The sequence below is a fragment of the Frankia canadensis genome (assembly GCF_900197875.1).
Taxonomy (GTDB): domain Bacteria; phylum Actinomycetota; class Actinomycetes; order Frankiales; family Frankiaceae; genus Frankia; species Frankia canadensis.
The window spans coordinates 37,412-62,580 of record NZ_FZMO01000046.1 but is presented as its reverse complement, the minus strand read 5'-3'; the positions used below and the strand labels follow the sequence as shown (position 1 = coordinate 62,580).

The following is a 25,169-nucleotide window of genomic DNA, read 5'->3' as shown; positions in this document are numbered from 1 at the left end:
GGGAGCTGGCGGGGCGGGGCCTGGCGGCATGAGGCGACAGCGGAGGGATGCGAGGCAGGGATGAGTGGAACCAGGGATCTCGGAGTGTCGATCGTCGGGGTGGGCGAGACGTCGTTCACCAGGGGTGATCCGCGGTCGGCGACCCAGCTCGCCGTCGACGCGGTGCGCGCGGCCCTCGCCGACGCCGGCCTCGACGGCCGCGACGTGGACGGCTTCCTGCTGGAGGGCACCGGCGGCCCGCACGACACGCCGGTCGACCTGGTCGCCGCGGCGATCGGCGCCGAGGAGCGCGGCTTCGGCCTGCGGCTGCAGAAGGCGGGCGCCGGGCTGGTCGGGGCGCCCGCGGTCGCCGCCGCGGCGATCGCGGCGGGCCTGGCGTCCACCATCGTCGTCTACTTCGGGTTGAGCATGAGCCGCGCGTCGGCCGGCGCCACCGGCATCCACGCCGCCGACCCGGTGAAGGCCGCGCTGGAGATGCCGTTCGGCTGGCACGGCCAGGCCGTCTACTTCGCCGGCACGGCGCGGCGCTACGACCACGAGTTCGGCGGCCTGACCGAGACGCTCGGGGGACTGGCGGTCTCGGCACGCGCGCACGCCGCCCTCACCCCCGGGGCGATCCGGACGAAGCCGCTGAGCGTCGACGACTACCTGGCCGAGGCGCCCGTCGCCGAGCCGCTGCGGCGCAGCGACTGCTGCCTGATCAACGACGGCGGCGTCGCCTACGTCCTGACCTCCCAGGAGCGGGCCCGTGACCTGCGACGACCACCCGTGGAGGTCGCCGGCTGCGCGGTGGCGAGCAAGCACACCACCTTCTCCGACTACTTCACCCAGGCGCCGGACCTGCTGACGACGGCCGCCGCCGACTCGTCCCGGCGCGCCTACGCGCAGGCGGGTATCGGCCCGGCCGACGTCGACCTCGTCGAGATCTACGACTGCTTCACGATCTCGCTGTTGCTGCAGCTGGAGGACATGGGGTTCGCGCCCAAGGGCGGCGGCGGTGAGCTGGTCGCGTCGGGCGCGGTCGCCCCTGGCGGCCGGCGGCCGGTGAACACCCACGGCGGTCTGCTCGCCCACTCCTACATGGTCGGCGGCAGCCACGTCGTCGAGGCCGTCCGGCAGCTGCGCGGGGAACGGGCGGACGCGCAGGTCGCCGGCGCCCGGGTCGCCGCCGTCGCCGGCCTCGGCATCCCCGACCACGCCACCCTCGTCCTCACCCGCCCCTGATCGACACCGCACCCCTGGTCGACACCGCACCCCTGATCGACACTCGGCCCCTGGCCGACCCCGATCCTGACCGACGCCGCCGGCTCCGAGGAGTTCCGATGACCGCTGTGCTCGCCGCCCGCCCGCTCGACGACGACCTCGTCGCGCCGTTCTGGCGTGGCATCGGGGCGGGACGGCTGCTGCTGCCGCGCTGCTCGTCCTGCGGCGGCTGGGAGTGGTACCCGTCGCCGGCCGGACCGGCCTGCGCGGGCGCCCACTACGACTGGACGGAGACGCCGGCCCGCGGCACGGTGTTCACCTTCACCCGGGTCCACCACGGATTCCCCGGGATGAACCTGGCGACGCCGTTCACGGTGGGCCTCGTCGAGCCGGTCGAGGCCCCCGGCGTGCGGCTGGTCAGCCGGCTCGCCGACACGCCCGACGCGCCGCTGGCGATCGGCGCCGCGGTGCGCATGAAGATCGTCGACGACGATCTCGGCCTGCGCGCCCCGCTGTTCGTCCTGGACGATCAAGCCTAGCCCGCGCGTCGCGGAACGGGTGAGGGGCCGGTCGATGCGGGATGCGCACCGATCGGCCCCTCACCGGCGTCCATCGCTCAGCGGAGCCCGATCTGGCCGGCGGCGGTGGCGACCAGGGGAGCGGTGGTCGGGGCGGAGGTCTGGCCGGCGTCGACGACGAGCACGTGCCCGGTGACGAAGCGGGCGTCGTCGCTGACCAGGTACGCGGCGGCGGCGGCGACGTCCTCGGGGCGGCCGGCGCGGCGCAGCGGCGAGTCCTGGCGCAGCGCCTCCTCCAGCGCGTCGTGGTCGAACCCGGACGAGCCGAGGCCCTCCATCACCCCGTCGATCAGCGGCGTCATGATCGTGCCGGGGGCGATCGCGTTGACCCGGATGCCCTGCGGAGCGAGTTCCCCGGCCACCGAGCGGGTCAGGCCGACGACGCCGGCCTTCGCGGCGCTGTACGCGTGCGCGCCGCGGCCGCCGAGCAGGGCCGCCGTGCTCGCCATGTTGACGATCACGCCCTGTCCGCGCGGGACCATCACCCGCGCGGCGTGCTTGGTGCCGAGGAACACCCCGCCGAGCAGCACCTCGATCGTGCGCGACCAGGTCGCGACGTCGATCGAGGCGATCGGCCCGACCGCGCCGACGAACCCGGCGTTGCTCACCAGGCCGTCGAGCGCGCCGAACTCGGCCACCGCGAAGTCGACTCCGGCGGCGACGTCGGCCTCCCGGGAGACGTCCATGCGCACGAAACGGGCGGTGTCGCCGAGTTCCTTCGCCGTCGCCTCGCCCTGCTCGACCTGCAGGTCCGCGACGACGACCCGGGCGCCTTCCGCGACGAACCGGCGGCAGATCTCCGTTCCGATTCCGCTCGCGGCGCCGGTGACCAGATACGTCCGATCCGCCAGTCGACCTTCCATCATGTTCTCCTTCGCTGCCACGGCTGTCTTCTCGGGCCTGGGGATGGGGTCGGCGCTCCCACCGCTACTGCTCCGGCGCGTGCACGATCTCCAGATGAATGCGGGTCAGGCGCCGGACGGATATCTGCCAGCCCGCCTCGGTCAGGCTGTAGGTCTCGTGGTAGTGACCGAAACCGTGCATCGAGACGAAGGGCTTTCCGTCCGGGCACCACACGCGGTCCTCCATCGCCCACACACCCGTCGCCCGGTCGGGCGGATACACGTGTATCTCCGGGGTGTGGCCGTGATGTACCGAGCGCACCGGGGTAAGCGCCGGCACGGTGTAGGCCATGACCGCCTCCCGGCCTTGGAGCCATTCCTCGTTGCCGTCCAGATCCACCCGGTTGAAACGCACGTCCTCGCTGAAGACGCCGGCCAGCTCATCCCACAGCCTGAGATCGAGGCAGCGGAAGTAACGCGCCTTCAGCGCCTTGATCTCCTCGATGGCGAGCAGGGTCCACAACGCGTCCGGCCGGTCGGCGGCCGGGAAGGACATCAGAAGGAGACCGGCATGGTGACCGGCCCGTGCATGACGATACTGGGCAGGAACGGAACCTCGTCGGCCGGAATGTCGAGCCGCAGGTTCGGCAGCCGTTCCAGCAGTGTCCGCACGGCGATCCTGGCCTCGAGCTGGGCGAGCTGTGCGCCGGGGCAGAAATGCTGGCCGTGCCCGAAGGCGAGATGCGACTTGGAATCAGGCCGGTCGAGCCGAAGCCGCTCGGGGCACTCGACATACTCGGGATCGCGGTTGGCCGACGCCCACAGGATCCATATGACCGCGTCCGCCGGGATGTCGACGTCGCCGATCCGGGTCGGCCGGGTGGTGAGCCGGAAGATTCCCTGCACGGGGGATTCGAGCCGCAGGACCTCGTCGATGACGGTGCCGAGCGCGTCGGGCTCGGCGAGGACCCGGCGGCGCAGCTCGTCGTCGCCGAGCAGGTGGAGCATCGTCGCCGCGATCAGTCGGGTGGTGGTCTCGTGGCCCGCGGAGACGAGCTGCATCACCAGGCTGAGCTGCTCGGGCTCGGTGAGCTGCGCCTCGCCCGCCTCCGCGTTGGCGATCACGCTGACCAGGTCGTCGCGGGGCTCGCGGCGGCGGTCGGCGAGCAGCTGGCGGAAGTACGCCGAGAAGTCACGGTGGCAGCGCAGCCGCTCGAGCTGCTGCTCAGGGGTCAGATGCGGGTTTCCGACCGGCAGCCCGATGCCGTCGATCATCGCCGAGATGGCCGGGCTTTCGGATTCCGGAATACCGAGCGCGGTGAGGATGACCCGGCTCGGAAGCGGCCGGGCGAGATCGGTGACCAGTTCACAGCGGCCGGCCGGAAGGACCGCGTCCACCAGCTCGTCGCATATTGCCGAGATGACGTCACCGAGCGCTCGGACACGTTTCGCGGAGAGTGCCCGCAGCACCATTCGGCGGTGCATCCCGTGCGCCGGCGCGTCGGCGTCGGAGAGGACCTGGGGGAAGTCGACGAACGGATAGTCGTCGCGCGCGTCGTCGAACTCGGCCAGGCCACGGGTGATTTTCTCGATGGCCGCCACGTCGGCGCGCCGGGCCGGGCCCGGAATGGCGGAGTCACGGTTGGAGAACGTCTCGGTGTCCCGGGCCACCGCCACGACGTCCTCGTGACGGGTGACGATGTACGCGCCGATCGCCTCCGACCAGAACACCGGCCGACTTTCCCGCGCCTGCGTGTAGAGCTGGTAGGGGCAGCGCAGCATGCCCGGATCGTGAGATAACAGGCGGTCGATTCCCTGGTCGATCAGATCGTTCGCCATCGGCGCTCCTCGCAGCGACGTCATCCGGGTCACCCCCTGAACATCTGATGTTTGTACAGAGTGCTCGGTGACGTGTCAACACCGGTGTGCGGCGGCGCCCGAGACGAGCGCCCCGCGTAGTCGACCGGCGACGACCAGCCGAAACGTGGGCGAAATGTCCGCACCGGGCTCCCGTCTGTCCGGCGCGCAGCCGGAATTAACCCTTGCTGCCCGGTGGCCCGGTGGCCTACCATCAATCTCCAGGACCTGGCGGCGTGATATCCCGAGCCCTGCTCCCGGTGTCGGTCCGCGTGCGCGTAGTACGTGCTGTGTCTATCTCCCGGACGCCCCGTCTGGAACCGCTTTTCGCGGGCGTCCGGCGCGCGGGCCCGGCCACTATCCCCCGCCGCCTTCGCCGCCGCGCGGCACCCCGGCCCGCGGCCTTCGTCCGGCAGGAAAGGACCTGTGCCCGATGCATGATCTGGTGGTTCGCGGCGGCCGCGTCGTCGATGGAACCGGCGCGCCGGCGCGCGTGGCCGACGTCGCCGTCGACGACGGCCGCATCGTCGAGATCGACGCCGTGTCCGAGGGAGGCCGCCGCACGATCGAGGCCGGCGGCCGTGTCATCGCGCCGGGCTTCGTCGACGTGCACACCCGCCTGGTCGGCCACTCGGCGATCCGCCGGGTCGTCATGGGCGGCGAGGCCACCGAGCGGGCCGCCACCGCCGCCGAGCTCGAGGCGATGAAGGAGCTGCTGCGCGCGGGCCTGCGCGCCGGCGGCGTCGGCTTCTCCTCGACCTGGGCGCAGAGCCATCACGACGCCGCCGGCCGGCCGGTGCCCTCCCGCGCCGCCCCGGCCGCCGCGACCCGTTCGACGTGCTCATGGACATCGTCGTCGCGGACGAGCTGAAGACCACCTTCACCAATCCGCTGCTCGTCCCGGACCGGGCGGACTGGGAGGCCCGGGCCCGGGTGTGGCGCGACCCGCGGGCCGTGATCGGCGCGTCCGACGCCGGCGCCCACCTCGACATGCTCGCGTTCTTCAGCTACAGCACCGCGCTGCTCCAGCATGGGGTGCGCGAGTTCGGGGTGATCGGTCTGGAGGAGGCGGTCCACCTGATCACCGACGTCCCGGCCCGCCTGTACGGCCTGCGCGACCGCGGCCGCCTCGCCCCGGGTGCCATCGCCGACATCGTCGTGTTCGACGACGCGACGATCGCGCGCCAGCCGGTCGAGACCCGCTTCGACCTGCCCGGCGGCGCCGGGCGCCTCTACGGCGAGGCCGGGATCGGCCATGTGCTCGTCGCCGGCACCGAGATCGTCCGTGACGGCGCCTACACCGGCGACCTCGGCGGCCGGGTGCTGCGCTCGGGCCGGGACACGGTGACGCCCGCCCTGGACTGACCCACTCCAGCCGCCCCGCCGGTCAGACGGTTCCGGTGGGGCGGCGGATGAGGACGCGCAGCAACGCGTCCGGCAGGTGCGCCCCCGCGGAATAGCGCACCGGAGTGCTCCGTCTACGGTGCAACGCGGCCGTCGGCAGGAACATCGGCCCGACGGAGTATGGCCCGTTGACGTTCTTCGAACCCCATAGATCTGCTTCGGCGGACGAGTGGAACCCGCCCTGGATCACCGGCCCGGAGCTTGTCTGCTCAATGACTGCGAACAACGACGAATCCGCTCGGCTCACGCGGCCTCTCCTTCTCGACGGCGGGAAGGTGCTGTCCCCTGCCGGGCCCCTGCCTGCGGCAGGGGACAGCGGCTGGCGGGGAACCAGTGCGTCCCCGCCAGTGAAAGCGACTTTATGCACGTGCGCAGGCAAGTGCGTAGGCAAGATTTGTGGTCTCATTGGTGGCTGCTTCCTCGGCAGGCCCTTACTCGTTGCGGCAGGCTACGATCACGGGGCCCAGAAGTGAGGAGCGCCTTGTCCCGGATGACCGCCGCACCGACCATGCGTCGCCGCAAGCTCGGTGCAGAGCTCAAGCGTCTTCGCCTCGTGGCTGGTCTCACGATGAGGGAAGCGGCGAAGGTCTTGCGGGCCACCGAGAGCAAGGTGAGCCGCATGGAGAACGGCCATGTGCCGTTCAAGCAGATGGACATCGAGGACCTGCTCGACCTCTATGGCGTCCGGGACGCGGCGACACGGGCCGAGCTCGTCGATCTGGGGCGCGACACCCGCGCGGTCGGCTGGTGGCACACCTTCAGCGACGCCGTGCCCCAGGACTTCGAGCTCTACCTCGGCCTCGAGGCCGGCGCCGCCACGGTCTCCGCGTTCACCTGCGGCTTCATCGAGGGCCTGCTCCAGACGCCCGCCTATGCGACGGTCCTGATCCGGGGCGCGGCGCCGGGCGCCAGCGTGAGCGAGGTCGACCGCCGGGTTCGCCTGCGGCTCGAACGCCAGCACCGACTCGCCGACGCCAACCCGCCCCACCTGCGAGTGATCATGGACGAGGCGGTGCTGCGCCGGCCGATCGGGGGTCCGGAGGTCTTCCGTGATCAGCTTCGCCACCTGGTCAGCTGCGCGCAGCGGCCGAACATTACGCTCCAGGTGCTGCCGTTCGGCCGGGGCTGGCACCCCGCCGTCGGCAGGTCCTTCACGATCCTGGCGTTCCCCGAGGACGTCTGCGCCGACGTCGTGTACGTCGAGGAGGTCGGAAGCAGCCTGTATGTGGAGAAACCGGGCGCCACGGCCCGCTACAAGCGGATGCTTGACGAGCTGGCCGTCATCGCGATGCCGCCGGACGAGTCGGTTCAGCTGATCAGGACAATAAGCGAGGAATAGCCATCATGAATAAGATCGATTTCGATCCCGCACAGCTCACGTTCGTGAAGAGCAGCCACAGCGACGGAGAACGCGCCTGCGTCGAGGTCGCCCGTATTCCCGGCGGTCTCGGCGTCGCCGTGCGGGACAGCAAGGACCCGGACGTTCGGCCTCAGATCTACACCGCGCAGGAGTGGGCCGCGTTCGTCGCCGGCGTGCGTGCCGGCGAGTTCGACCTCTGAAAGCCGCCGACCGCGGCGCGTGCCGAACCCGGCTACAGCGGGATGTTGCCATGGCGGCCGCGCCGCGGCGGCGCGTCGGCGAGAGCCTCGGCGATGCGGCGGCGGGTGTCGGTCGGCTCGATGACGGCGTCGATGACGCCGAGGGCCAGCCCGCGGTCAACCCCGCCAGCCGCCAGCGCGTGTTCCTCGGCGAGTCGGGCGAGCAGTGCCGGCCGGTCGGATTCGCCCGCCGCGGCGAGGGCCCGCCGGTGCAGGATTCCGACCGCGGCCTCGGCGCCCATCACCGCGACCTCCGCCTCCGGCCAGGCGAGCACGGCGGTGGCCCCGAGTGACCGCGAGTTCATCGCGATGTACGCCCCGCCGAACGACTTGCGGGTCACCAGCGTCACTCGGGGCACGGTCGCCTCGGCGAACGCGTAGAGCAGCTTGGCCCCGCGCCGCACGACGCCCTCCCACTCCTGGCCCACCCCGGGCAGGTAGCCGGGCACGTCGACGAGCACCACCAGGGGAAGGCCGAAGGCGTCGCACATCCGCACGAACCGGGAGATCTTCTCCGCACTCAGCGAATCCAGGCAGCCACCCTTGCGGATCGGGTTGTTCGCGATGACCCCGACCGCCTGCCCGTACAGCCGCCCGAGCCCGATCACCGCGTTCGCCGCCCATCGCGGCTGGAGCTCCTCGAACGGATGCGGCCCCTCGTCGAGCAGGCGCAGCACCAGTGGCCGTACGTCGTAGGCGCGCCGCGGACGCTCCGGCAGCAGCGTGCGCGGGTCGGGCCGCGCGGCCTCACCCGGATCGAGCTCGTCGTCGCGGGCCGGGTCGAGGGCGAAGCGCGGCTGCCCGGTCAGCAGCGAGGTGATCCGCCGGGCCCGGGCCAGCGCGTCACCCTCCGAGGTGGCCAGCACGTGTACCACCCCGGAGCGGCGACCGTGCGCCTGCGGGCCACCGAGCCCCGCCATGTCGATCACCTCGCCGGTCACGCTGCGCACGACGTCCGGTCCGGTGACGAACACCCGGCCGGCCGGCGCCATGATGACGACGTCGGTCAGCGCCGGCCCGTACGCCGCGCCGCCCGCCGCCGGCCCGAGCACCACCGAGACCTGCGGGACCCGGCCCGACGCGTGGATCATCGCGGCGAAGATCCGGCCGATGCCGTCGAGGGCCTGCACCCCCTCGGCGAGACTCGCCCCGCCGGAGTGCCACAGCCCGATCACCGGCTGCCCGGTCCGCACCGCCTCCTCGATCGCCGCGACGATCTGCCCGGCGCCGTCCGCGCCGAGGGCACCACCCATCCGGGTCGCGTCCGTGCAGAAGGCGACCACCTCGCTCCCGTCGACCCGGCCGCGCCCCGCCGCCACCCGGCTGGCGGCGACCGTGGGGAACGCCGCGAACGTGCCGGGATCGAACAGCGCGGACAGCCGTCGGTGTGGGCCGCGGACATCCTGTTCCGGGACGACAAGCCGTACCCGCTCGCCGCTCGTTACCTCCGCCATGACGCCCCTCTCCCGCGGATCGTCCCGCCGACGGCCGTACGACCTCTTCCGATGATGCGGCGCCGGCCTTTCGTCTCCCTATAAGCCAGCTCAAGCGCCGGCAGGCCGGTTGATACCCTGCCGGTATGGGCGGCGAGCTGGAGACGCGGCAGTTGCGGTACTTCGTCGCCGTGGCCGAGGAGCTGCATTTCGGGCGGGCGGCCAGCCGGCTGGGAATGGCGCAGCCGCCGCTGTCCCGGGCGATCCGCGATCTCGAACGCCAGCTCGGCGTCCAGTTGTTCGAGCGCACCACCCGCCAGGTCGCGCTCACCACGGCCGGCGACGTCCTGCTGCGCGAGGCCCGCACCGCCCTCGACGCGGTCAGCGCCGCCGAGCGCCGGGCGCGCCGCGCCGGTGGCGGCGGGCCCGGGCTGCGGCTCGCCGCCGACCACGACGCCGGGCTGCTGTCGCGGATCCTCGACGCCTATCGCCGCGAGCGGGCGTCGCTGCCGGTGGAACTGCTGCTCGGCGGGCGCGGTGACCAGACCCCGGCGCTGCGGGACGGCCGAGCCGACGTCGCGCTCGTCGCCACCCCCTTCGACGACCGCGAGCTGGACCTCGAACCGCTGCTGACCGAGCCACGCCTGGTCGCGCTCGCCGCCGCGGACCCGCTGGCCGCCCGCTCAACCCTGTGCCTCGCCGACCTCGCCGGCAGGGTCCTGCCCGACGGCCAGCCCGCGGACGTCGACGGCGGCACCCTCGCCCCTGGCGCGGCCTCGGGGAGTGGGCCGCGGCTGGACCTCGCGCAGATCTTCCACCTGGTCGAGCTCGGCGGCGTGGTCTGGTTCGCGCCGCTCTCGGTCGCGCGCCGCCACCCGCGACCCGGCCTCGCGTACCGCAACGTCCGCGACCTGGTCCCGTGCACCCTGGTGGTCGCCTGGCCGCGCTCCTCGTGCTCCATGGCCGTCGCCGCCTTCGTCCGCGTCGCGGCCAGCACCGCGGCGGCGTACCCGCCGGAGCCCGCGTCCCGGTCACGGGCCTGACCCGACCCCGCCTGTCGGCTGCTCGACGCCGCCAGCGGGATGACATGACGCGAGGTAGCCGGTAAAAGGTGTACCAACCGGCACCGATCCCGCTGACTTCCTTGCGTCTTCGCAGGTCAGGAGCACTGTTGTGGCCATGAAACCCGCCCGGCTCACCGTCGCGGCGGCGGCGGTCCTGCTCGGCTGCGTCACCGGGTGCGGATCCGGCGAGGATCCCGCCGGTCCCGCGCCCGCCAGCACCGCGCCCACCGCGACCGCGCCGGCGGGCGCGGCCGGTCCCAAAGCCGCCGCGACGGCCACGGCCAGGCCGGTGGACACCGTCCTCGACGTGCTCGTCACCAGCGACGACGGGGTCGGCTCGGCCGGCGTCGACGCGCTCGCGCACGCCCTCGCGACCCTGCCGGGCACGACCGTGCGCATCGTGGCGCCGGCGGCCAACCAGAGCGGCACCGGCGACCGGAGCAGCGGCGGCCAGATCACCCACGGTGACACGACGACGGCCACCGGCCAGCGCGCCACCGAGGTGAGCGGCTTTCCCGCGGACGCCGTCGCGGTGGCCCTCGACGATCTGGGCCTGCGGCCCGATCTCGTCGTCGCCGGGATCCACGAGGGCCAGAACCTCGGGCCCGATCTCGGCACGTCCGGCACCGTCGGCGCGGCCCGCGCCGCCGCGCGGCGGGGCATCCCGGCGCTGGCCGCGAGCGCCGGCCTCGGCGACACCTACGACTACGGGCCCGCCGTCGCGCAGGTCCTCGCCTGGATCTCCGCGCACCGCGCGAACCTGCTCGCCACCTCCGCGGCCGGGGGCCAGCCGGCGAGCGCCGTGGGCGGGTCCGCCGCCACCCAGACCGTCGCCAACCTGAACGTCCCGAACTGCTTCGCCGGTGGGGCGGTCCGGGGGGTGCGGGAGCTCGCCAGCGAGGCGAGGGTGGCCGACCCGGCGGCCACCCGGACGACGCAGACCTGCACCGCCACGATCACGTCAGACGACGAGGTCGGCGCGTTCAACGCCGGCTTCGCGACCCTGACCACCGTCCCCGCCCGCCAGCCCGAATAACCCGGCCCGGGTGCAATACGGGCAAACTAGGCTCTGCCTATTCCGTACCGCGTTTTTGTCGACAAGGTGTTGTCAGCGAGTTCCGGTCTCGTTACGCTCGCTCTGCACCCGGTCGCCACAAGGATTCTGGCAGCGGGTGGTGAAACGGGGGCTCACATTTTCCGGCCGACGTGGTGAGCTGCCGGCGTCCTGGGTCGCGGCATGGGTCGGTGGCGCGGGATGGTGTTTTCTTTCGTCGGCATGGTCGGGCGCGGCCGGGAATGGTTGCGCGTACATGAAAGGTGGGAGACATGGCCCTTTACCACACCGAGATCCAGTGGGGCGGCCCGGGCGCCGACTGGCACAAGGACGCTGACCTGCAGGTCGTCATCAGCAACCGCAACGGCGTCGTTCCGCAGTCCGGCCGGCCCGCCACCGGCACGCAGGTGAGCTGGTCGGGACCGCAGGGCAGCGGGAACGTCCTGTTCTTCGACAACGGCGCCACCTTCCAGGGGGCCGCGCAGTTCCCGGGTGAGGGCCCGGTCGGCTACCGCGGTACCGCCGCCTCCTGACCGTCCGGTGTGGGCCGTCGTCCGCCGGCGGCCCGCACCCGCACCCGCACCCACGACAGGGTGTCCGCGACGGCGTGCGGCACGTAGTGCATAGCCGCGCATGAATACTCCTCATCCCATGGCCGGGTCGGCGCCGGATGTTCGGATTCTCGGCGAGGTGGTTTCGAAAGGCCGGTCTCCGCGCCCGGCTCCTGGCTGTGGCACATTCCCTGATGAGCGATGCACCGCCGAATGGCGCGGTGTCCGCCGTGTATTTTCTGATGCTTCACGAACACGGTGCCATGCGCGCGGCCGGGCGGCGCCCACCGCCTCGCAGTAAGCCGCGTACCGGGCGGACTTCCCGTAGGTGGGAAGCGCGTGCGGGGCATGGCGGCGTCGTGTCGCGAATACCGGACTTGGTGTCCGTGTTGCCCCTGATTATGCGACACGGGTCGCCGTGACGCTGTCGGAACGCTGCCACGGCAAGCCGTGAGGGAACCCGTCGCGCGTGGGTGCCGTCAACCCACGGTTGACGCTCTCATGCCGTCAACCTATGGTTGACGGCATGAGTGAGAGCGAGTCCGTTCGGATGTCCCGCACCGTCCGTCTCGACGACCTGATCGACGGCATCCGCTCGGCACACCCCGACGACGCGCTGGACCAGCTGTCCAACGCGGTCCTGATCGCCGACCACCTCGGTGAGGTCGCCGACCATCTGATCGGCCACTTCGTCGACCAGGCCCGCCGCTCCGGCGCGTCCTGGACCGAGATCGGCCGCAGCCTGGGCGTGACCAAGCAGGCTGCGCAGAAGCGGTTCGTCCCGAAGGGCGCCGGTGACGCGGCGAACCCGGGCGACGCCGGCTTCAGCCGCTACACCCCCCGCGCCCGCAACGTCGTCATCACCGCGCAGAACGCGGCGCACACCGCCCACAACGACACGATCACCCCCGCCCACCTCGTCCTCGGACTGATCGGCGAGACCGGCGCCGTCGCCGCCAACGCCCTCCAGGAACAGGGGATCGACCTGGACGAGCTCGGCCGGGCGGCCACCGCGGCGCTGCCGCCCGCGGTCGAGCAGACGCCGGCCCTGGTCCCCTTCGACGCCGACGCGCGGCAGGCGCTGGAGCTCACCTTCCGGGAGGCCCTGCGGCTCGGCCACAACTACGTCGGCACCGAGCACATCCTGCTCGCCCTGCTGGCCCTGGAGGACGGTTCCGGGGTTCTCAGCGACGCCGGCGTCGACCCGGCCGTCACTGAGGAGAACATCCAGCGGGCACTCGCCTCCCTGGTCGTGGGCCGCCGCTCCGCGGCCGAGTGAGAGCGGGCTGCGACCGGTTCAATTCAGGGGGTGCGAGAGGATCACCGCATGAGCGACGATCCCGACGCGCCCTGCGCGTCCCCGCCCGTGCCCGCGTCCCCGCCCGTGCCCGTGCCCGCGTCCGTGCCCGCGTCCGTGCCCGCGTCCGTGCCCGCGTCCGTGCCCGCGTCCGTGGCGGCGGCCGGCACCGAACCGCCGTGGATCGACGTCGGGTCGCGCAACCCGCAGTGGCTGCCGTGGGTGCGTGAACTGCACTCCATCGCCCAGGCAGGCCTCGCCTACTCCCGTGACCCCTTCGACCTGGAGCGGTTCGAGCAGCTCCGCCACCTCAGCTACCGCATCGCGGCCCGCTGCGCCGCCGTCACCGTCCCCGTCGCGGAGGGCATCTTCGGCGGGGAGGTCGGTTACCAGACGCCGAAGGTCGACGTCCGCGGGGTGCTGTTCGACGGTGACCGGATCCTGCTCGTCCGGGAGAAGGAGGACGGCGGGTGGGCGCTGCCCGGCGGCTGGGCGGACGTGGGGCTCACTCCGTCCGAGGTCGTCGTCAAGGAGATCCGGGAGGAGGCGGGGCTGGAGGCGGAGCCGGTGCGCCTGCTCGGCGTCCTCGACAAGCGCCGGCACGCGCACCCGCCGTACCCGAACGACACCTACAAGGTCTTCATCCGCTGCCGGGTGGTCGGCGGGACGGCCGGCGCGGGCCTGGAGACGTCCGAGGTCGGCTGGTTCGCCCGCGACGCGCTGCCGCCGCTGTCCGCCAGGCGCAACACGGCGGCACAGCTGGTGATGATGTTCGCCTTCCTCGACGACCCGAGCGCCCCCGCCCTGCTCGACTGAGGTCATCGGCCGGGGGCCGCCGCGATGCTCAGGCGAGCAGGCCGCTGGCCCAGTAGTCGCGCCCGTCGCGTACCCCGGGCGGGACCGCGAACACGGCGCTCGAGGTGTGCTGGATGTACTCGTTGAGGGCGTCCGACGCGGCGAGCCGGCGCTGGACCGGGATGAACCCGGTGCGCGGGTCGCGCTGGAAGGCGATGAAGAACAGGCCGGCGTCGAGCTGGCCGGTCTCCTGGTTGACGCCGTCGGTGTAGGAGTAGCCGCGGCGCAGCAGCGTCACGCCGCCGTTGCTGGCCGGGGCGGCGAGGCGGATGTGGGCGTCCGCGGCGATGATCAGCTCACCGCCGGCGTCCTTGGCGCCCAGCGGCACCGGGTCGAACTCCTCGGCGGCGCCCAGCGGCGCGCCGCTGGCCTTCGCCCGGCCGAACACCTGCTCCTGGTCGCGCAGGTAGTCGCGGTCCCAGGACTCCAGCAGCATCCGGATGCGGCGGGTGACGACGTAGGTGCCGCCGCGCATCCAGGCCTGGTCGCCGTCGGCGCCGACCCAGACGTGCTTGTCCAGCGACGCGGCGTCCTCGCGCTTGATGTTGTTGGTGCCGTCCTTGAAGCCCATCAGGTTGCGCGGGGTGTCCTGGTCGGAACTGGTCGTGCTGGTCCGGCCGAAGCCGAGCTGGAACCAGCGCAGCACCGCCGTGCCCTGGGCCAGCCGGCGCAGGTTGCGCACCGCGTGGAAGGCGACCTGCGGATCGTCCGCGCACGCCTGCACGCACAGGTCGCCGCGACTGCGCAGCGGGTCGAGGTTGTCGCCGGGCAGCGGCGGGATGTCGGCGAGCGCCGCCGGGCGCCGTGACGCCAGCCCGAACCGGTTGTCGAACAGGCTGGGCCCCACCCCGAAGGTGATCGTCAGGTTCCCGGCGGTCAGGCCGATCGCCTCGCCAGTGTCGCGCGGCGGGGACTGCGGCGCGGCCTCGTCGTCGGCGACGGCCTGCCCGGCGGCCATCCGCGCCGCCGCCGCCGTCCAGCCGACGAGCAGCGTGCGCAGCTCCTCCCTGCTCACCCCGGCGGAGACGTCGAAGGCGGCGAAGGCGAGCCGGTCCTGCGCGTCGGTGATGATGCCCGCCTGGCGGGGGCCGTGGAAGGCCACCACCCCGCGCGGGGACACCGCCGTCGCGGGCGGCGGGTCGTCCGAACAGGCCGCGGCCGTCGCGGCGACCGCACCGGCCCCGGCGAGACCCGCGGCGCCGAACAGGGCACGCCGGCGCGACAGGCTGATCCGCTCGACCATGGTGTTCGCTCCTTACCTTCCCGGGGACGTGGGGTCGCCCTGGGCATGGGGGCCGGGCGGCGTCGCCACCGGGCCCCCATGCCTGCCTGCCGGCGGCGCTAGGCGACGACTGTGCCCGCGACCTGGGACAACGGCTCGGCCAGCGCGTCCACGGCCTGGGACAGGCCGCGGCGCTGGTCCTGGGTGACGGTGTCGTAGCTGACGTAGCCGTCGCCCTTCTTGTAGGGCTCCAGGGCCTTGTACATGGCGGTGAAGCGGGTGCGCACGGTCGTGGCGAGCTTCGGGTCGAGCGTCTTCAGCGCCGGCTCCAGCAGCGTGAACGCCTTGTCCGCGCCGTCGACGTTGCCCTGGATGTCGAGCAGGTCGAGCTTGGCGTACCGCTCCTCCTCGCCGGTGATCTTCGACTTGCCGACCTCGTTGAGCAGCTCCGTGGCGCCGTTGGCGATCTGCGCCGGCTGGAAGGTCGCCTTCGCCACCAGCGTGTTCAGCTTGCCGACGTCGGTGCCCAGCTGGTCGGCGATCGGCCCGGTGCCGGCCAGTGACCTGTCCGCGAAGATCGCCTTCTCCAGGCGGTGGAAGCCGGACCAGTGCGCCTCGTCGGGGGCGTCGTCGATGCGGGCGTCGATCGCCGGGTCGAGGTCGCCGAACGACTCGGCGACCGGCTCGATCCGCTCGTAGTTCAGCCGCGGCGGACCGTACAGCTTCGCCGCCTGGTCGAGATCACCGGACTTCACCGCCGTGACGAAGGCCGCGGTGTTCGTCACCAGCTCCGACACCTGCTGGCGGACGTAGGTGGCATAGCCGGTGTTGGCGGTGGCCAGCGCCGTGGTCACCGCCGCGCTGCGGGTGGCGGTCGCGCCGCTCGCCTGCGTCACGGTGAAGTCGACCTTCTCCGGGCCGGACCCACCCGGGCAGTACAGCTGGTACTTGCCGGGCCTGACGTTGAGCGAGAACGTCCCCGACAGGCCCGGGGTGATGTTCTCCTTCTCGCCGAGGATGGTGTCGCCGCTCATCAGCTCGGCCTCGGTGACGGCCCCGGCGTCCTTGTTCACGATCTTGAAGGTGACCGGGCCCGACTCGATGTTCGCCGTGTCCGGTGAACAGCCCTTCGAGGTCAGGGTGACGGTGACGGTCTTCTTCGCGGCCGTCGAGCCGGAGCCGCCGGAGTCGCCCGAGTCGCTTCCCCCGCATGCGACGGCGCCCGTCGCGATCACAATGGCGATGGCGCTGTACGCGACTGGTGCGCGACGCACGTGATGCCCCCAACATGGTGTGTTGTCTTCTGACAGGTGGTGCGGTGGCCGGCGGGCGGGGTCAGGGTCCGGTGGCCGGGGTGCCGCTGGCGCCGGTGGAGGCGGTGGAGGCGGTGGTGCCGGTGGAGGCACCGGAGGCGGCTGTCGCCGGCGCCGGGGCCGCCGTGGCGCCTGGCCGGCGCCGCGCCGGCCAGGCGACGTAGAGGGCCAGCGGCACCAGGTACACCACCCAGACGACGACCTCGGCGACGACGGGTCGTGGCTGCAGCCCCAGCACGCCGGTGAGCACGCTCGACAGCGGCGTGCCCGGGCGAACGAGCCAGCTCAGGTCGAAGGTCCGACCCTGGCCCGTGTTCAGCCAGCCGGCCTCGTGCGCGGTGTGCGCCGCCATCGCCAGCAGGCCGGCGGCGATGACCACCAGGACCAGCCCGGTGACGCGGAAGAAGCGCGACAGGTTGATCCGCACGCCGCCGCGGTAGATGCCGAACCCGACGGCCGCCGCGACCAGCACGCCGATGAGCGCGCCACCCCCGGCGGACGCCGGGGAGGTGCTCGCGTTGAACGCGGCGATCAGGAAGACGGCCGTCTCGAAGCCCTCCCGCAGTACCGCGAGGAACGCCATCAGCACCAGCGCGCGGGTCGAGCCATGTTCCAGGGCCGACGCGGTGGCCGACTCCAGCGAGCCGCGCAGGTCCCGCGAGTGCCGGCGCATCCAGAAGACCATGTAGGTCACCATGGCCACCGCGATGAGCCCGATGACGGTCTCCAGGCCCTCCTGTTCGCGCTGCGGCAGTTCCTGGTCGACCACGTGGAGGACGACGCCGATGCCCAGGCACAGCAGCAGGGCCAGCGTGACGCCGAGCCAGACCTGGCGCAGCGCGTCCCGTCGGTCACGCTGGCGGAGGAAGGCGGCGACGATGCCGACGATCAGCGAGGCCTCCAGGCCTTCCCGAAGGCCGATCACAAAGGTGGGAAGCAAGTCCGGCCTCCGTTCGTCTCCACCCGCCGGCCCGGGAATGCCCCTCGCCTACCCGGACCTGCGGTTAGCCTCAGCTAAGTTAGGGCAACCTAACGGGATTGGCAAGAAAAGTCTCCGTGGCGGTGCGCGGCGTCGCGGCCTCGCCCGAGCGGCTCGTGGACGTGCCGCCACCTGCGATGACGGGCGACCGGCGGGCGCGCGGGCGCCGAGCGGGCGGCGGCCCGTCGGCCGTGGCCCGACGCACGGGGGCGGTATGGGTTCCGGTGGCGCCGCCGGTATGTGCCAGGGCCCCGGCCGGCGCGGCGTGGACGCCGCAGATGTCGGAGAAATGAACTAGGTGTCCCCGTCAATGCGGTCGCATCGAACTTCATGCCCCGCGCCGGGTGCCGCCTTCCATGTTGCGGCGCGAATCGCTGGCAACGTGGCTCCTTTCGTGGTCGGGTATCGGTGGAGCGACTGGCCCGCGGTCGCGGCGGATCTGATCGCCTGATCGTCAGTCCTATGCCGGATGATGACGGGCATGAATGAGGATCGTGAGAGTTCCAGGATGACGACCGGACGTGGATCTCATGACGGAGAGCATTGCGCCGGGCGCGCGCAGCGCACGCCGGACGAGGTGACCGACTGTCCGGTGGGTGACGACGTGCCCACCGTGATCCGGGCGGTGCCCACGGACGGACTGCCGCCGATGGCCCGGCCCTACACCGCGGCCGGCGCCCTGTTCTTCGACGAGGACGACCGGGTGCTGCTCGTCGACCCGTCGTACAAGCCGGGCTGGGACATCCCGGGCGGGTTCGTCGAACCGGGGGAGTCGCCCTACGCGGCCTGCGTCCGCGAGGTCGAGGAGGAGCTCGGCATCACCCCGCCGATCGGCGACCTGCTGGCCGTGGACTGGGCTCCCCGCCCCAAGGACGGCTGGCTCGAGGGCGAGATGCTGCTGTTCGTGTTCGACGGCGGCCTGCTCCCGCCCAGCTGGCGGGAGCGCATCCAGCTGGGCGTGGACGAGCTGGTCGCCTTCGCCTTCGTCCCGCTCGGCGAGGTGGATGGGCTGCTGCCGCCGCTGCACGCCCGCCGGGTCGCGGCGGCCGCGCGGCTGCGCCGTACCTCCCGCCGTGCCGGCTACCTGGAGTACGGCGACCTGATGACCGGGCAGTCCGCCGGGCTCGCGCCGGCGGACCACCCGCGGGCCCGCCGCCCGCAGCCGGCCCAGCCCGGCGGCTGAGCCAGCCCCGGCCAGCTGGGCCAGCCCGGTGCACCGGCCGTCTTTTGGCATTTGTGCGAGTTGTCCCTGCTTCCCCAACCTTCCGTCGGCCTGCCATTGACGGGAAGCCGGGTCGCCGGACCGGGTATCGGACCCGCCGGCGAGACGGAGAATGTCGGCGATTCCGGCGCCGCCCCGCGGGCCGGCCGGCCGCGAAAGCCATCGAGATTGTCCCGATATCGGACACTGCCGCCAGGTGAGGTTTCCGCCAATACGCCCCGTCCGGTATGTGACGTGCACGGCCGGGCCGCGCGGCGGGATTTCCGCCGCTTCGGCGGCGAGGCGTCGGCCGGTCCTCGCGGGTGCGCGGCGTGATCCACAGAGTGAAACCCGACACGGAGTGGAATCAATCGGGTACTCGGAGTGGATATCTGGACGTGTTCCCGGGCCCGTCAGACCTGCCCGCGGGCCGTCCCGGCGGCGGAGGGGGTTCCGCGTGCGTAGATACGTGGTGGAGGGAATCGGAACGTTCGTCCTGGTACTGGGTGGAGTGGGGACCGCGGTGCTCGCCAGTTCCGTGGTCGGCGTGCTCGGGATCGCGCTCGCCTTCGGGCTGTCCCTGCTCGTGCTTGTGTACGTGATCGGGCCGATCTCCGGCTGTCACGTCAATCCGGCGGTGACCCTGGGACTGCTGCTGTGCCGGAAGATCCAGCCGCGGCACGCGCTCGGCTACGTGGTGGCCCAGTGCGCCGGCGCGATCGTCGCCGCCGCGACGGTCTGGCTGCTGGCCGACTCTGGCCCGGCCGGCTACTCGCCCAGCACCCTGGGACTGGGCGCCAACGGCTACGGCACCCACTCACCCGGCGGGTTCGGCCTCGGCGGGGTGTTCCTCGTCGAGATCCTGCTCACCGCCCTGCTGGTGTTCACCGTTCTCGGCGCGACCGACGTGCGCGCGCCGTTCGGCTTCGCGGGTCTGGCGATCGGGCTCGTCCTCACCCTGTGCCACCTCATCAGCATCCCGCTCGACGGCACGTCGGTGAACCCCGCGCGCTCGCTGGGACCGGCGGTGTTCGTCGGCGGGTGGGCGCTCGGCCAGTTGTGGCTGTTCATCGTGGCGCCGGCGACCGGGGCGATCCTGGCCGCGGCCGCCTACCTGGGCCTGCGACCGGGCCCGCAGGTCAGCGCGTCCACCGCGGAACGGGACCTGCCGCAGGAGTCGCTCGACCGGATCGCCCAGGAGACCGCCCGCCTCATCAACGGCCGGGTCGAGTAGCCAAGACGCGAAACCCCCGCCAGGCGCGCCCGGCGTACGGGCGGCCGGCGGGGGTTCGGCGCGTTCGGGTCGGGTCAGGCGTTCGGGTCAGGTCAGTGCGTGGGTTCGCCCGCGCGGGGCGCGTCCGACTCGTGGTGCGCCTGGCCGGGGACCTCGTGGACGTGCCCACCGCCGATCGGGATCGCCGCTGCGGGCAGCGCGTCCGCGGGCAGCGGGGTGTGGCGGATCTCCTCGATGTCCTCGGCCGCCTCCACCGAGATCCGGGGCAGGATCCGGTCGAGCCAGGACGGCACCCACCAGTTCGCCCGCCCGAACACGTGCATCAGCGACGGCACGAGCACCGTGCGGATGATGAACGCGTCGATCACGATCGCGCTCGCGAGCCCGAGGCCCATCAGCTTGATGACGCGGTCGTCGCCCAGGATGAACGAGGCGAACACCAGCGTCATGATGCCGCCGGCCGCGGAGATCACCCGGCCGGTCTCGGCCTGCCCGAGCGAGACGGCCAGCTGGTTGTCGCGCCGCGCCGTCCACTCCTCGTGCATCCGGCTGACCAGGAAGACCTCGTAGTCCATGGACAGGCCGAACAGGATCGCGAACAGGATGACCGGGATGAACGCCTCGACCGGGCCGCCGGTGACGCTGAACACCGACGAGCCCCAGCCCCACTGGAACACGGCCACCACGATGCCGAACGAGGCACCGACGGCGAGCAGGTTCATCACGGACGCGGTCAACGGGATCAGCAGGCTGCGGAACACCGCCACCAGCAGCAGGAAGGCGAGGACGACCACGACGCCGATGAACAGCGGCAGCTTGTCCGACAGCGTGCTGGAGAAGTCCTCGAAGATCGCCGTGATACCGCCGATGTAGATGCCGGTGTTCGTCTGGTTGGCCTGCGGGACGACGTCGTCGCGCAGCCGGTGCAGCAGCTTCGAGGTGTCCTCGGCCTGCGGGCTGGTCGTGGGGTAGAGCGTGGCGATCTCCGCCTGGCCCTTGGGGCTCTCGCGCGGCTCGGACACCGAGGCGACGCCCGGGGTGGTCCGGGCCGCCCGGACCACGGCGTCGAAGGTGGCCTTGTCCTGCGGGGAGCGGATCTCGGCGACGAGCGAGAACGGCCCGTTGAAGCCGGGGCCGAAGCCGTCGGCGAGCAGGTCGTAGCCGCGCTTGGTGGTCTTGGACGTGTCGCCGTTGCCGAGGTCGGACGAGCCGAGCCGCAGCGAGAAGAACGGGACCGCGATCACCAGGATCACGACGCCGCTGACGACGGCGAACAGCTGCGGCCGGCGCTCGATGCGCTTGGCCCAGTTCCACCAGAAGCCCGAGGTGCTCGCGTGCTCGGGACCGTCCTCGGCGAGACGGCGGCGGTCCCGCCGGTTGAGCACCCGCATGCCGTAGAAGCCGAGCAGCGCCGGCAGCAGCGTGACCGCGGCGAACATCGTCATCGCGACGACGACCGCCGCCGAGATCGCCACGCCGTACAGGAAGCTCACCCCGAGGGCGAACATGCCCAGCAGCGCGATGCAGACGGTGATGCCGGCGAACAGCACCGCGCGGCCCGAGGTGTTCACCGCGGTGACCGCGGCCTCCTCGGGGCTCTTGCCGGCCCGCAGGCCGATCCGGTGCCGGTTGACGATGAACAGCGCGTAGTCGATGCCGACGCCCAGGCCGATCAGCGTCGCCAGGATCGGGCTGAACTCGGCGATCGTGATCACGTGCGAGAACAGGATGATGAGCATGCTGCCGACGCCGAGCGCGATGATCGCGGTGATCAGCGGCAGGGTGACGGCCAGCAGCGAGCCGAACGCGAGGAAGAGGATGACCGCGGCGGCCACGATGCCGATGAGCTCGCTGTAGCTCTGCTCCTGCTGCTCGATGACCGCCACCAGCTGGCCGGTGGCCTCGACCTGCAACGACGACGAGTCGGAGGAGCGGGCGGTGTCGACGAACGTCTGGATGTCGTCCTTGGGCAGGTCGATGCCCTGCTGGTCGAAGTCGACCGATGCGAAGGCGGTCAGGCCGTCACTCTTGCTGATCTGCGTCTCGCCGCCCCGCTCGAAGGGGCTGTGGACGGCGGAGACGTGCGGCAGCGTGGCCAGCTTGTCGAGCATCTCCGTCGCCGGCCCGCGCAGCGCGGGGTCGGTCAGGGGAGCGCCGGTGCGGCTGTGCAGGACGATCGTGGCGCTGTCGCCGGACGCCGCCGGGAAGTCGCGCTGCAGGAGGTCGATGGCCTTCTGGGAGTCCGTTCCGGGCAGCGAGAAGGCGTCCTTGTAGTCGTTGCCGGCCGCCTGACTGATCCCGCCGAGCCCGATCAGGGCGACGATCCACAGAAGCAGGACGAGCCGGCGGTGCCTGAAGCACCATCGGGCGAGCGATGCCACGGTTTCCCCTCGAACGTTTGATGATCGGGCGGTGTCGTCACCGGCGAGGTGTTGATCGCGGGTGCGTGGGTTGCGCGTGGGTGGGTTCGAGCCCCGAACTTACCGGTCGTTCAGTAGGTAGGGTTGAGGGTAACATTCGTCGCGGACTCGATCGGAGGGTGTGGATCCGTCATGGTCGAGTCGACAGCGCCCGAGTCGCCGGGCGACACCAGGTCGCGGATCCTCGCGGCGGCGATGAGCCTGTTCGGGGAGCAGGGCTACGCCGGCACCTCTGTGAGGGACATCTCAGAGCGGCTCGGCGTGACCAAGGCAGCGCTCTATTATCACTTCCCCTCCAAGGAAACGATTCTCGACGCGCTGCTGCAGCCGTTCATGTCCGAACTCGCCCGGCTGGTCGATCTGGTCCGGCAGAACCCGCCGCCCGGGCCCCGGATCGTGGTCGAGCGGCTGGCCGAGCTGATGTCCGGGTCGGGTGGCGTGCTGCTTGTGTTCGTCAACGATCCGTCGATCATTCACCGCAAGATCGGTGAGAGTGACATGCTCTCCCTGCAGCACGCCCTCGTCCGCGCGCTGGCGGGGCCCTCGCCGTCGCAGGCGCGGCTGTTGCGGGCGCACTGCGCCATCGGCGCGCTGAAGTCGGGGATCATGGGCCGGGCGCTGGAGCGGGCGGCCGCCACGGAGCCCGCGGCGTCGGTGGGCCGCGGTGGCGCCGGCTGCGGGCCGCGGGCCGTGACGGCGGGCGGCGGCGCGGGTGGGGAGGATGTCGACGCGGTCTGCTCGTCGACGCTGCGCTCGCTCGCGACGCGGATATCGCAGGGGCTGTGGCCGTTGGTCACCGCCGCCGAACGGCACGAGATCGTCGCCGCCGCGCTCGCGGCGCTCGGGGGCGAGGACGGGTCGCGCCGCCCCGAGGCCGCCGGAACGTGCGTGTAGTTCGCGACATCGCCGGCGCCGCGGGGTCCGCCGCACCGGGTCCGGATGGTGGGTGATTCCCGGCGGGTACGCACCCGGGGTAGTCCGTCCGCCGGACGGCCGCGCGGATTCGCGGCGATCGAGTTCGGGTGAGCGGCCAGGTCGACTGAGTATCCGTTCGGGGGTGGCCAACACCTCGATGCCACCGAACGTGCCGGCCCGCTCCGTGTCATCGCCGTCCTCTGAGCGCCGCGGCCGGGGGATCTATGCCGTGTGTCCGATATCACCGTCCCGGGAGATATCGGTACCGGGTGGTCCGTCCATTAGGTTCGGAGAAATGCCGCTTTCGATCACCTTTGTCGAAGGCGGTAGGGTGGTTGTCGTGTGGAGGATGGATCAGTGCTCGGACGATGCCCACGCGGCCCGCGGGGCGCTCGCCTCGCGCCGGCCTGGACCGGGGTGGGGACGAGTCACGGATGAGCCCCGTCCCCAGCGGGTCGCCGCGGGTGCGGCGCCCGGGTCGGACTGACGATGCGGCGCCGGCGGGCCAGGTCACGGGCCTGCGCGTGCCGGGGGCCCGCAGGTGCCTGCCCTGCCGGTCGGGCCGCGGGTGCCGGTCGGGCCGCGGGTGCCGGGAGCGTCCGCGGTGCCGGCCGGGCGCTCGGGTCCACGGCGGCGCCGGCGCGATCGCCGGGGCGCGGGCCGGCACCCGGAAATTCCCTCACCGGCATTGCGGGCGGAAATCACCGTAATAGCCGGGCCGCCCGGGTGGAGTGGTTCAGTCGCGTCGCGGCTGATCCAGAATCCTTCGTGCGGGCGCCAAATCGGACCGCGTCCGCGGGCCCGATACCAGTTCGTCTCGCCGATACCGGCGAGGCCACCAGGATAGCGGGAGTGTGATAGGGAGACCGGAGTCTCGCCGGGGTTCCGCCCGGTCGATGTCGCCCATCTGACCATGGACGACCCGGCGGCGGGACGGTGAAATGGTGGAGTCATGGACCAGGTGGGCGCGGGATGGTGTCGGCGTCCACGGTCCTGAGCCCGACGGTTGACAGGTAGTAGCTGTTCGGATCGGCATGGCCCCGGGGAGCGGCCGATGCGGCGGTCCGGCGGATGAGGTCGTGCCATCGGACCGTGCCGATCAGGTTTGGTCGGACCACCTCGCGACGCGGGGCGAGATGAGTGGGGAAAGTAGTAGGTGACGTGCAACCAGTGCCCGCGGGGGAGAACGGCGTGAAAGGAACGACCGGAAGTGGTGTGTCGTGAGCACACGGTCCCGGCCTGCTTTCCGTGACGGAGGGTTGACCGTCCTCACCAATCGGGCCGCGAGAACGGGCGCGGCCCCAGCAATCTGGCCACCGCGCACAGCGGTGGTGACCGGTGCCTCCAGCGGCATCGGTCGGGAGGCCGCACTGCTGCTGGCCGCGGGCGGCTGCCGCTCGCTGCTGGTCGGCCGCAACGGCTCCGCGCTGGACGAGGTCGCGGCGGCGACGGAGGGACACCGCATCGCCGTCGACCTGGCTACATCGGGCTCGGAGGTGGCGGTCGCCTCCCGGGCCGGTGAGCTGCTCGGAGACGTCGACCTGCTGGTGTGTTCCGCGGGACTCGGAGCCGCCGGACCGTTCGACATGATGTCGCAGGAGGCGATCGCGCAGCTCGTCGCGGTCAATGTCCTGTCGCCGATGGCGCTGGTCCGGGCCATGCTACCGGCCATGCTCGATCGGGGGCAGGGCCGGATTCTGATCGTCGGCAGCATCGCCGGCGCGCTCGGCGTGCGCGGCGAGGTCGCCTACTCCGCGACGAAGGCGGCGATGGGTGGGTTCGCCGACGCGCTGCGGGCCGAGGTCGCCGGGCGCGGTGTCACCGTGACCCTGTGCCTGCCCGGAGTGGTCGACACCCCGTTCTTCCACCGCCGCGGCGCACCGTACGTGCGGCGCTGGCCGCGTCCGATCCCGGCGGCGCTCGTCGCCGAGCGGATGCTGGCGGCGGCGGGGCGGGGCAGCGCGGAGGTCTGGGTGCCCGGCTGGCTCAACGGAGCCGTGCGCATCCACGACGCGATGCCGTCGCTGTACCGCAGACTGGCCGGAGTCTTCGGATGATCCGGCGATCCGAGTACCGTGCGGGCCGGCCCGTGCCGGCCCCCCTTGGGGGTGAGTGACACCGACGACACTCCCCGGCGGCCTTCGTGAC

24 protein-coding genes are annotated in these 25,169 nt (G+C 72.2%); 15 read left to right on the top strand and 9 right to left on the bottom strand.

The genetic code is table 11. The features are described from left to right. Positions 1-60: 60 nt before the first annotated feature. On the top strand, positions 61-1,224 hold the full coding sequence (locus C1A33_RS05765) for a thiolase family protein (protein ID WP_133150569.1): 1,164 nt from the start codon (positions 61-63) through the stop codon (positions 1,222-1,224). Positions 1,225-1,322: 98 nt separating this feature from the next. Beyond that, on the top strand, positions 1,323-1,742 hold the full coding sequence (locus C1A33_RS05760) for a Zn-ribbon domain-containing OB-fold protein (protein ID WP_101830472.1): 420 nt from the start codon (positions 1,323-1,325) through the stop codon (positions 1,740-1,742). Positions 1,743-1,819: 77 nt separating this feature from the next. On the opposite strand, the gene C1A33_RS05755 is transcribed toward C1A33_RS05760, so the two are convergent. The 3 genes from C1A33_RS05755 to C1A33_RS05745 are packed head-to-tail and all read right to left on the bottom strand — an operon-like array spanning position 1,820 to position 4,462. Then, positions 1,820-2,665: an SDR family NAD(P)-dependent oxidoreductase gene (locus C1A33_RS05755; RefSeq protein ID WP_101830471.1), complete on the bottom strand. Its 846-nt coding sequence runs from the start codon at positions 2,663-2,665 to the stop codon at positions 1,820-1,822. A gap of 43 nt (positions 2,666-2,708) precedes the next feature. Continuing rightward, a complete protein-coding gene (locus C1A33_RS05750) occupies positions 2,709-3,179 on the bottom strand; it encodes a nuclear transport factor 2 family protein (RefSeq protein ID WP_101830470.1) in 471 nt (156 codons plus the stop codon). After that, positions 3,179-4,462: a cytochrome P450 gene (locus C1A33_RS05745; RefSeq protein WP_101830469.1), complete on the bottom strand. Its 1,284-nt coding sequence runs from the start codon at positions 4,460-4,462 to the stop codon at positions 3,179-3,181. The genes C1A33_RS05750 and C1A33_RS05745 overlap by 1 nt, the downstream gene beginning before the upstream one ends. Positions 4,463-4,913: 451 nt before the next feature. On the opposite strand from C1A33_RS05745, the gene C1A33_RS36280 reads away from it, so the two are divergent. After that, positions 4,914-5,351 carry an amidohydrolase family protein gene (locus tag C1A33_RS36280; RefSeq protein WP_243407230.1) on the top strand — a complete coding sequence of 146 codons (438 nt, stop codon included), beginning with the start codon at positions 4,914-4,916 and terminating at the stop codon, positions 5,349-5,351. Beyond that, complete coding sequence (locus C1A33_RS36275) at positions 5,324-5,845, top strand: amidohydrolase family protein (protein WP_243407229.1); 522 nt, start codon at positions 5,324-5,326, stop codon at positions 5,843-5,845. The genes C1A33_RS36280 and C1A33_RS36275 overlap by 28 nt, the downstream gene beginning before the upstream one ends. Before the next feature lie 22 nt (positions 5,846-5,867). Here C1A33_RS36275 and C1A33_RS05735 read toward each other — a convergent pair whose 3' ends face one another. Further along, positions 5,868-6,110: a hypothetical protein gene (locus tag C1A33_RS05735; protein ID WP_133150568.1), complete on the bottom strand. Its 243-nt coding sequence runs from the start codon at positions 6,108-6,110 to the stop codon at positions 5,868-5,870. 264 nt (positions 6,111-6,374) lie between these two features. Between C1A33_RS05735 and C1A33_RS05730 the strand changes: the two genes are divergently transcribed. Then, a complete protein-coding gene (locus tag C1A33_RS05730) occupies positions 6,375-7,223 on the top strand; it encodes a helix-turn-helix domain-containing protein (RefSeq protein WP_101830467.1) in 849 nt (282 codons plus the stop codon). Positions 7,224-7,228: 5 nt separating this feature from the next. Next, the gene (locus tag C1A33_RS05725) at positions 7,229-7,444 is read left to right on the top strand and encodes a DUF397 domain-containing protein (RefSeq protein WP_101830466.1); all 216 of its coding nucleotides are present in this window, start codon (positions 7,229-7,231) and stop codon (positions 7,442-7,444) included. A gap of 32 nt (positions 7,445-7,476) precedes the next feature. Here C1A33_RS05725 and C1A33_RS05720 read toward each other — a convergent pair whose 3' ends face one another. Continuing rightward, positions 7,477-8,937 (bottom strand): acyl-CoA carboxylase subunit beta, encoded by a 1,461-nt coding sequence (locus C1A33_RS05720; RefSeq protein WP_101830465.1) that lies wholly within the window; start codon positions 8,935-8,937, stop codon positions 7,477-7,479. Between the two features lie 125 nt (positions 8,938-9,062). Here C1A33_RS05720 and C1A33_RS05715 point away from each other — a divergent pair, with 125 nt between their 5' ends. The 5 genes from C1A33_RS05715 (at position 9,063) to C1A33_RS05695 (ending at position 13,698) form a co-directional block, all read left to right on the top strand. Then, positions 9,063-9,959 carry a LysR family transcriptional regulator gene (locus tag C1A33_RS05715; protein ID WP_101830464.1) on the top strand — a complete coding sequence of 299 codons (897 nt, stop codon included), beginning with the start codon at positions 9,063-9,065 and terminating at the stop codon, positions 9,957-9,959. A 136-nt stretch (positions 9,960-10,095) separates the two neighbouring features. Further along, complete coding sequence (locus C1A33_RS05710; protein ID WP_243407232.1) at positions 10,096-11,016, top strand: 5'/3'-nucleotidase SurE; 921 nt, start codon at positions 10,096-10,098, stop codon at positions 11,014-11,016. A gap of 290 nt (positions 11,017-11,306) precedes the next feature. Further along, entirely contained in the window at positions 11,307-11,567 is a 261-nt protein-coding gene (locus C1A33_RS05705; RefSeq protein WP_101830462.1) for a hypothetical protein, read from the top strand. 544 nt (positions 11,568-12,111) lie between these two features. Next, on the top strand, positions 12,112-12,864 hold the full coding sequence (locus C1A33_RS05700; protein WP_243407228.1) for a Clp protease N-terminal domain-containing protein: 753 nt from the start codon (positions 12,112-12,114) through the stop codon (positions 12,862-12,864). Positions 12,865-12,912: 48 nt separating this feature from the next. Next, positions 12,913-13,698 (top strand): NUDIX hydrolase, encoded by a 786-nt coding sequence (locus tag C1A33_RS05695; RefSeq protein WP_101830461.1) that lies wholly within the window; start codon positions 12,913-12,915, stop codon positions 13,696-13,698. 28 nt (positions 13,699-13,726) lie between these two features. Here the strand turns inward: C1A33_RS05695 and efeB are convergent, their stop codons facing one another. From efeB to efeU, 3 genes are all read right to left on the bottom strand, one after another. Further along, positions 13,727-14,980, bottom strand: a complete 1,254-nt coding sequence (gene efeB / locus C1A33_RS05690; protein ID WP_101830460.1) for an iron uptake transporter deferrochelatase/peroxidase subunit — start codon at positions 14,978-14,980, stop codon at positions 13,727-13,729. A 98-nt stretch (positions 14,981-15,078) separates the two neighbouring features. Further along, positions 15,079-16,233, bottom strand: coding sequence for an iron uptake system protein EfeO (gene efeO, locus C1A33_RS05685; RefSeq protein WP_101830483.1), 1,155 nt, complete (start codon positions 16,231-16,233; stop codon positions 15,079-15,081). A gap of 61 nt (positions 16,234-16,294) precedes the next feature. After that, positions 16,295-17,212: an iron uptake transporter permease EfeU gene (efeU, locus tag C1A33_RS05675; RefSeq protein WP_243407227.1), complete on the bottom strand. Its 918-nt coding sequence runs from the start codon at positions 17,210-17,212 to the stop codon at positions 16,295-16,297. Between the two features lie 547 nt (positions 17,213-17,759). On the opposite strand from efeU, the gene C1A33_RS05670 reads away from it, so the two are divergent. Both C1A33_RS05670 and C1A33_RS05665 read left to right on the top strand, forming a co-directional pair. Beyond that, on the top strand, positions 17,760-18,434 hold the full coding sequence (locus C1A33_RS05670) for an NUDIX domain-containing protein (protein WP_207770177.1): 675 nt from the start codon (positions 17,760-17,762) through the stop codon (positions 18,432-18,434). A gap of 475 nt (positions 18,435-18,909) precedes the next feature. Continuing rightward, positions 18,910-19,686 (top strand): aquaporin, encoded by a 777-nt coding sequence (locus C1A33_RS05665; protein WP_101830459.1) that lies wholly within the window; start codon positions 18,910-18,912, stop codon positions 19,684-19,686. A 92-nt stretch (positions 19,687-19,778) separates the two neighbouring features. Here C1A33_RS05665 and C1A33_RS05660 read toward each other — a convergent pair whose 3' ends face one another. Continuing rightward, positions 19,779-22,067 (bottom strand): MMPL family transporter, encoded by a 2,289-nt coding sequence (locus tag C1A33_RS05660; RefSeq protein WP_101830458.1) that lies wholly within the window; start codon positions 22,065-22,067, stop codon positions 19,779-19,781. Between the two features lie 171 nt (positions 22,068-22,238). Here C1A33_RS05660 and C1A33_RS05655 point away from each other — a divergent pair, with 171 nt between their 5' ends. Next, positions 22,239-23,000, top strand: coding sequence for a TetR/AcrR family transcriptional regulator (locus C1A33_RS05655; RefSeq protein ID WP_101830457.1), 762 nt, complete (start codon positions 22,239-22,241; stop codon positions 22,998-23,000). A 1,241-nt stretch (positions 23,001-24,241) separates the two neighbouring features. After that, positions 24,242-25,078, top strand: a complete 837-nt coding sequence (locus C1A33_RS05650; RefSeq protein WP_207770176.1) for an SDR family NAD(P)-dependent oxidoreductase — start codon at positions 24,242-24,244, stop codon at positions 25,076-25,078. Positions 25,079-25,169 lie beyond the last annotated feature (91 nt).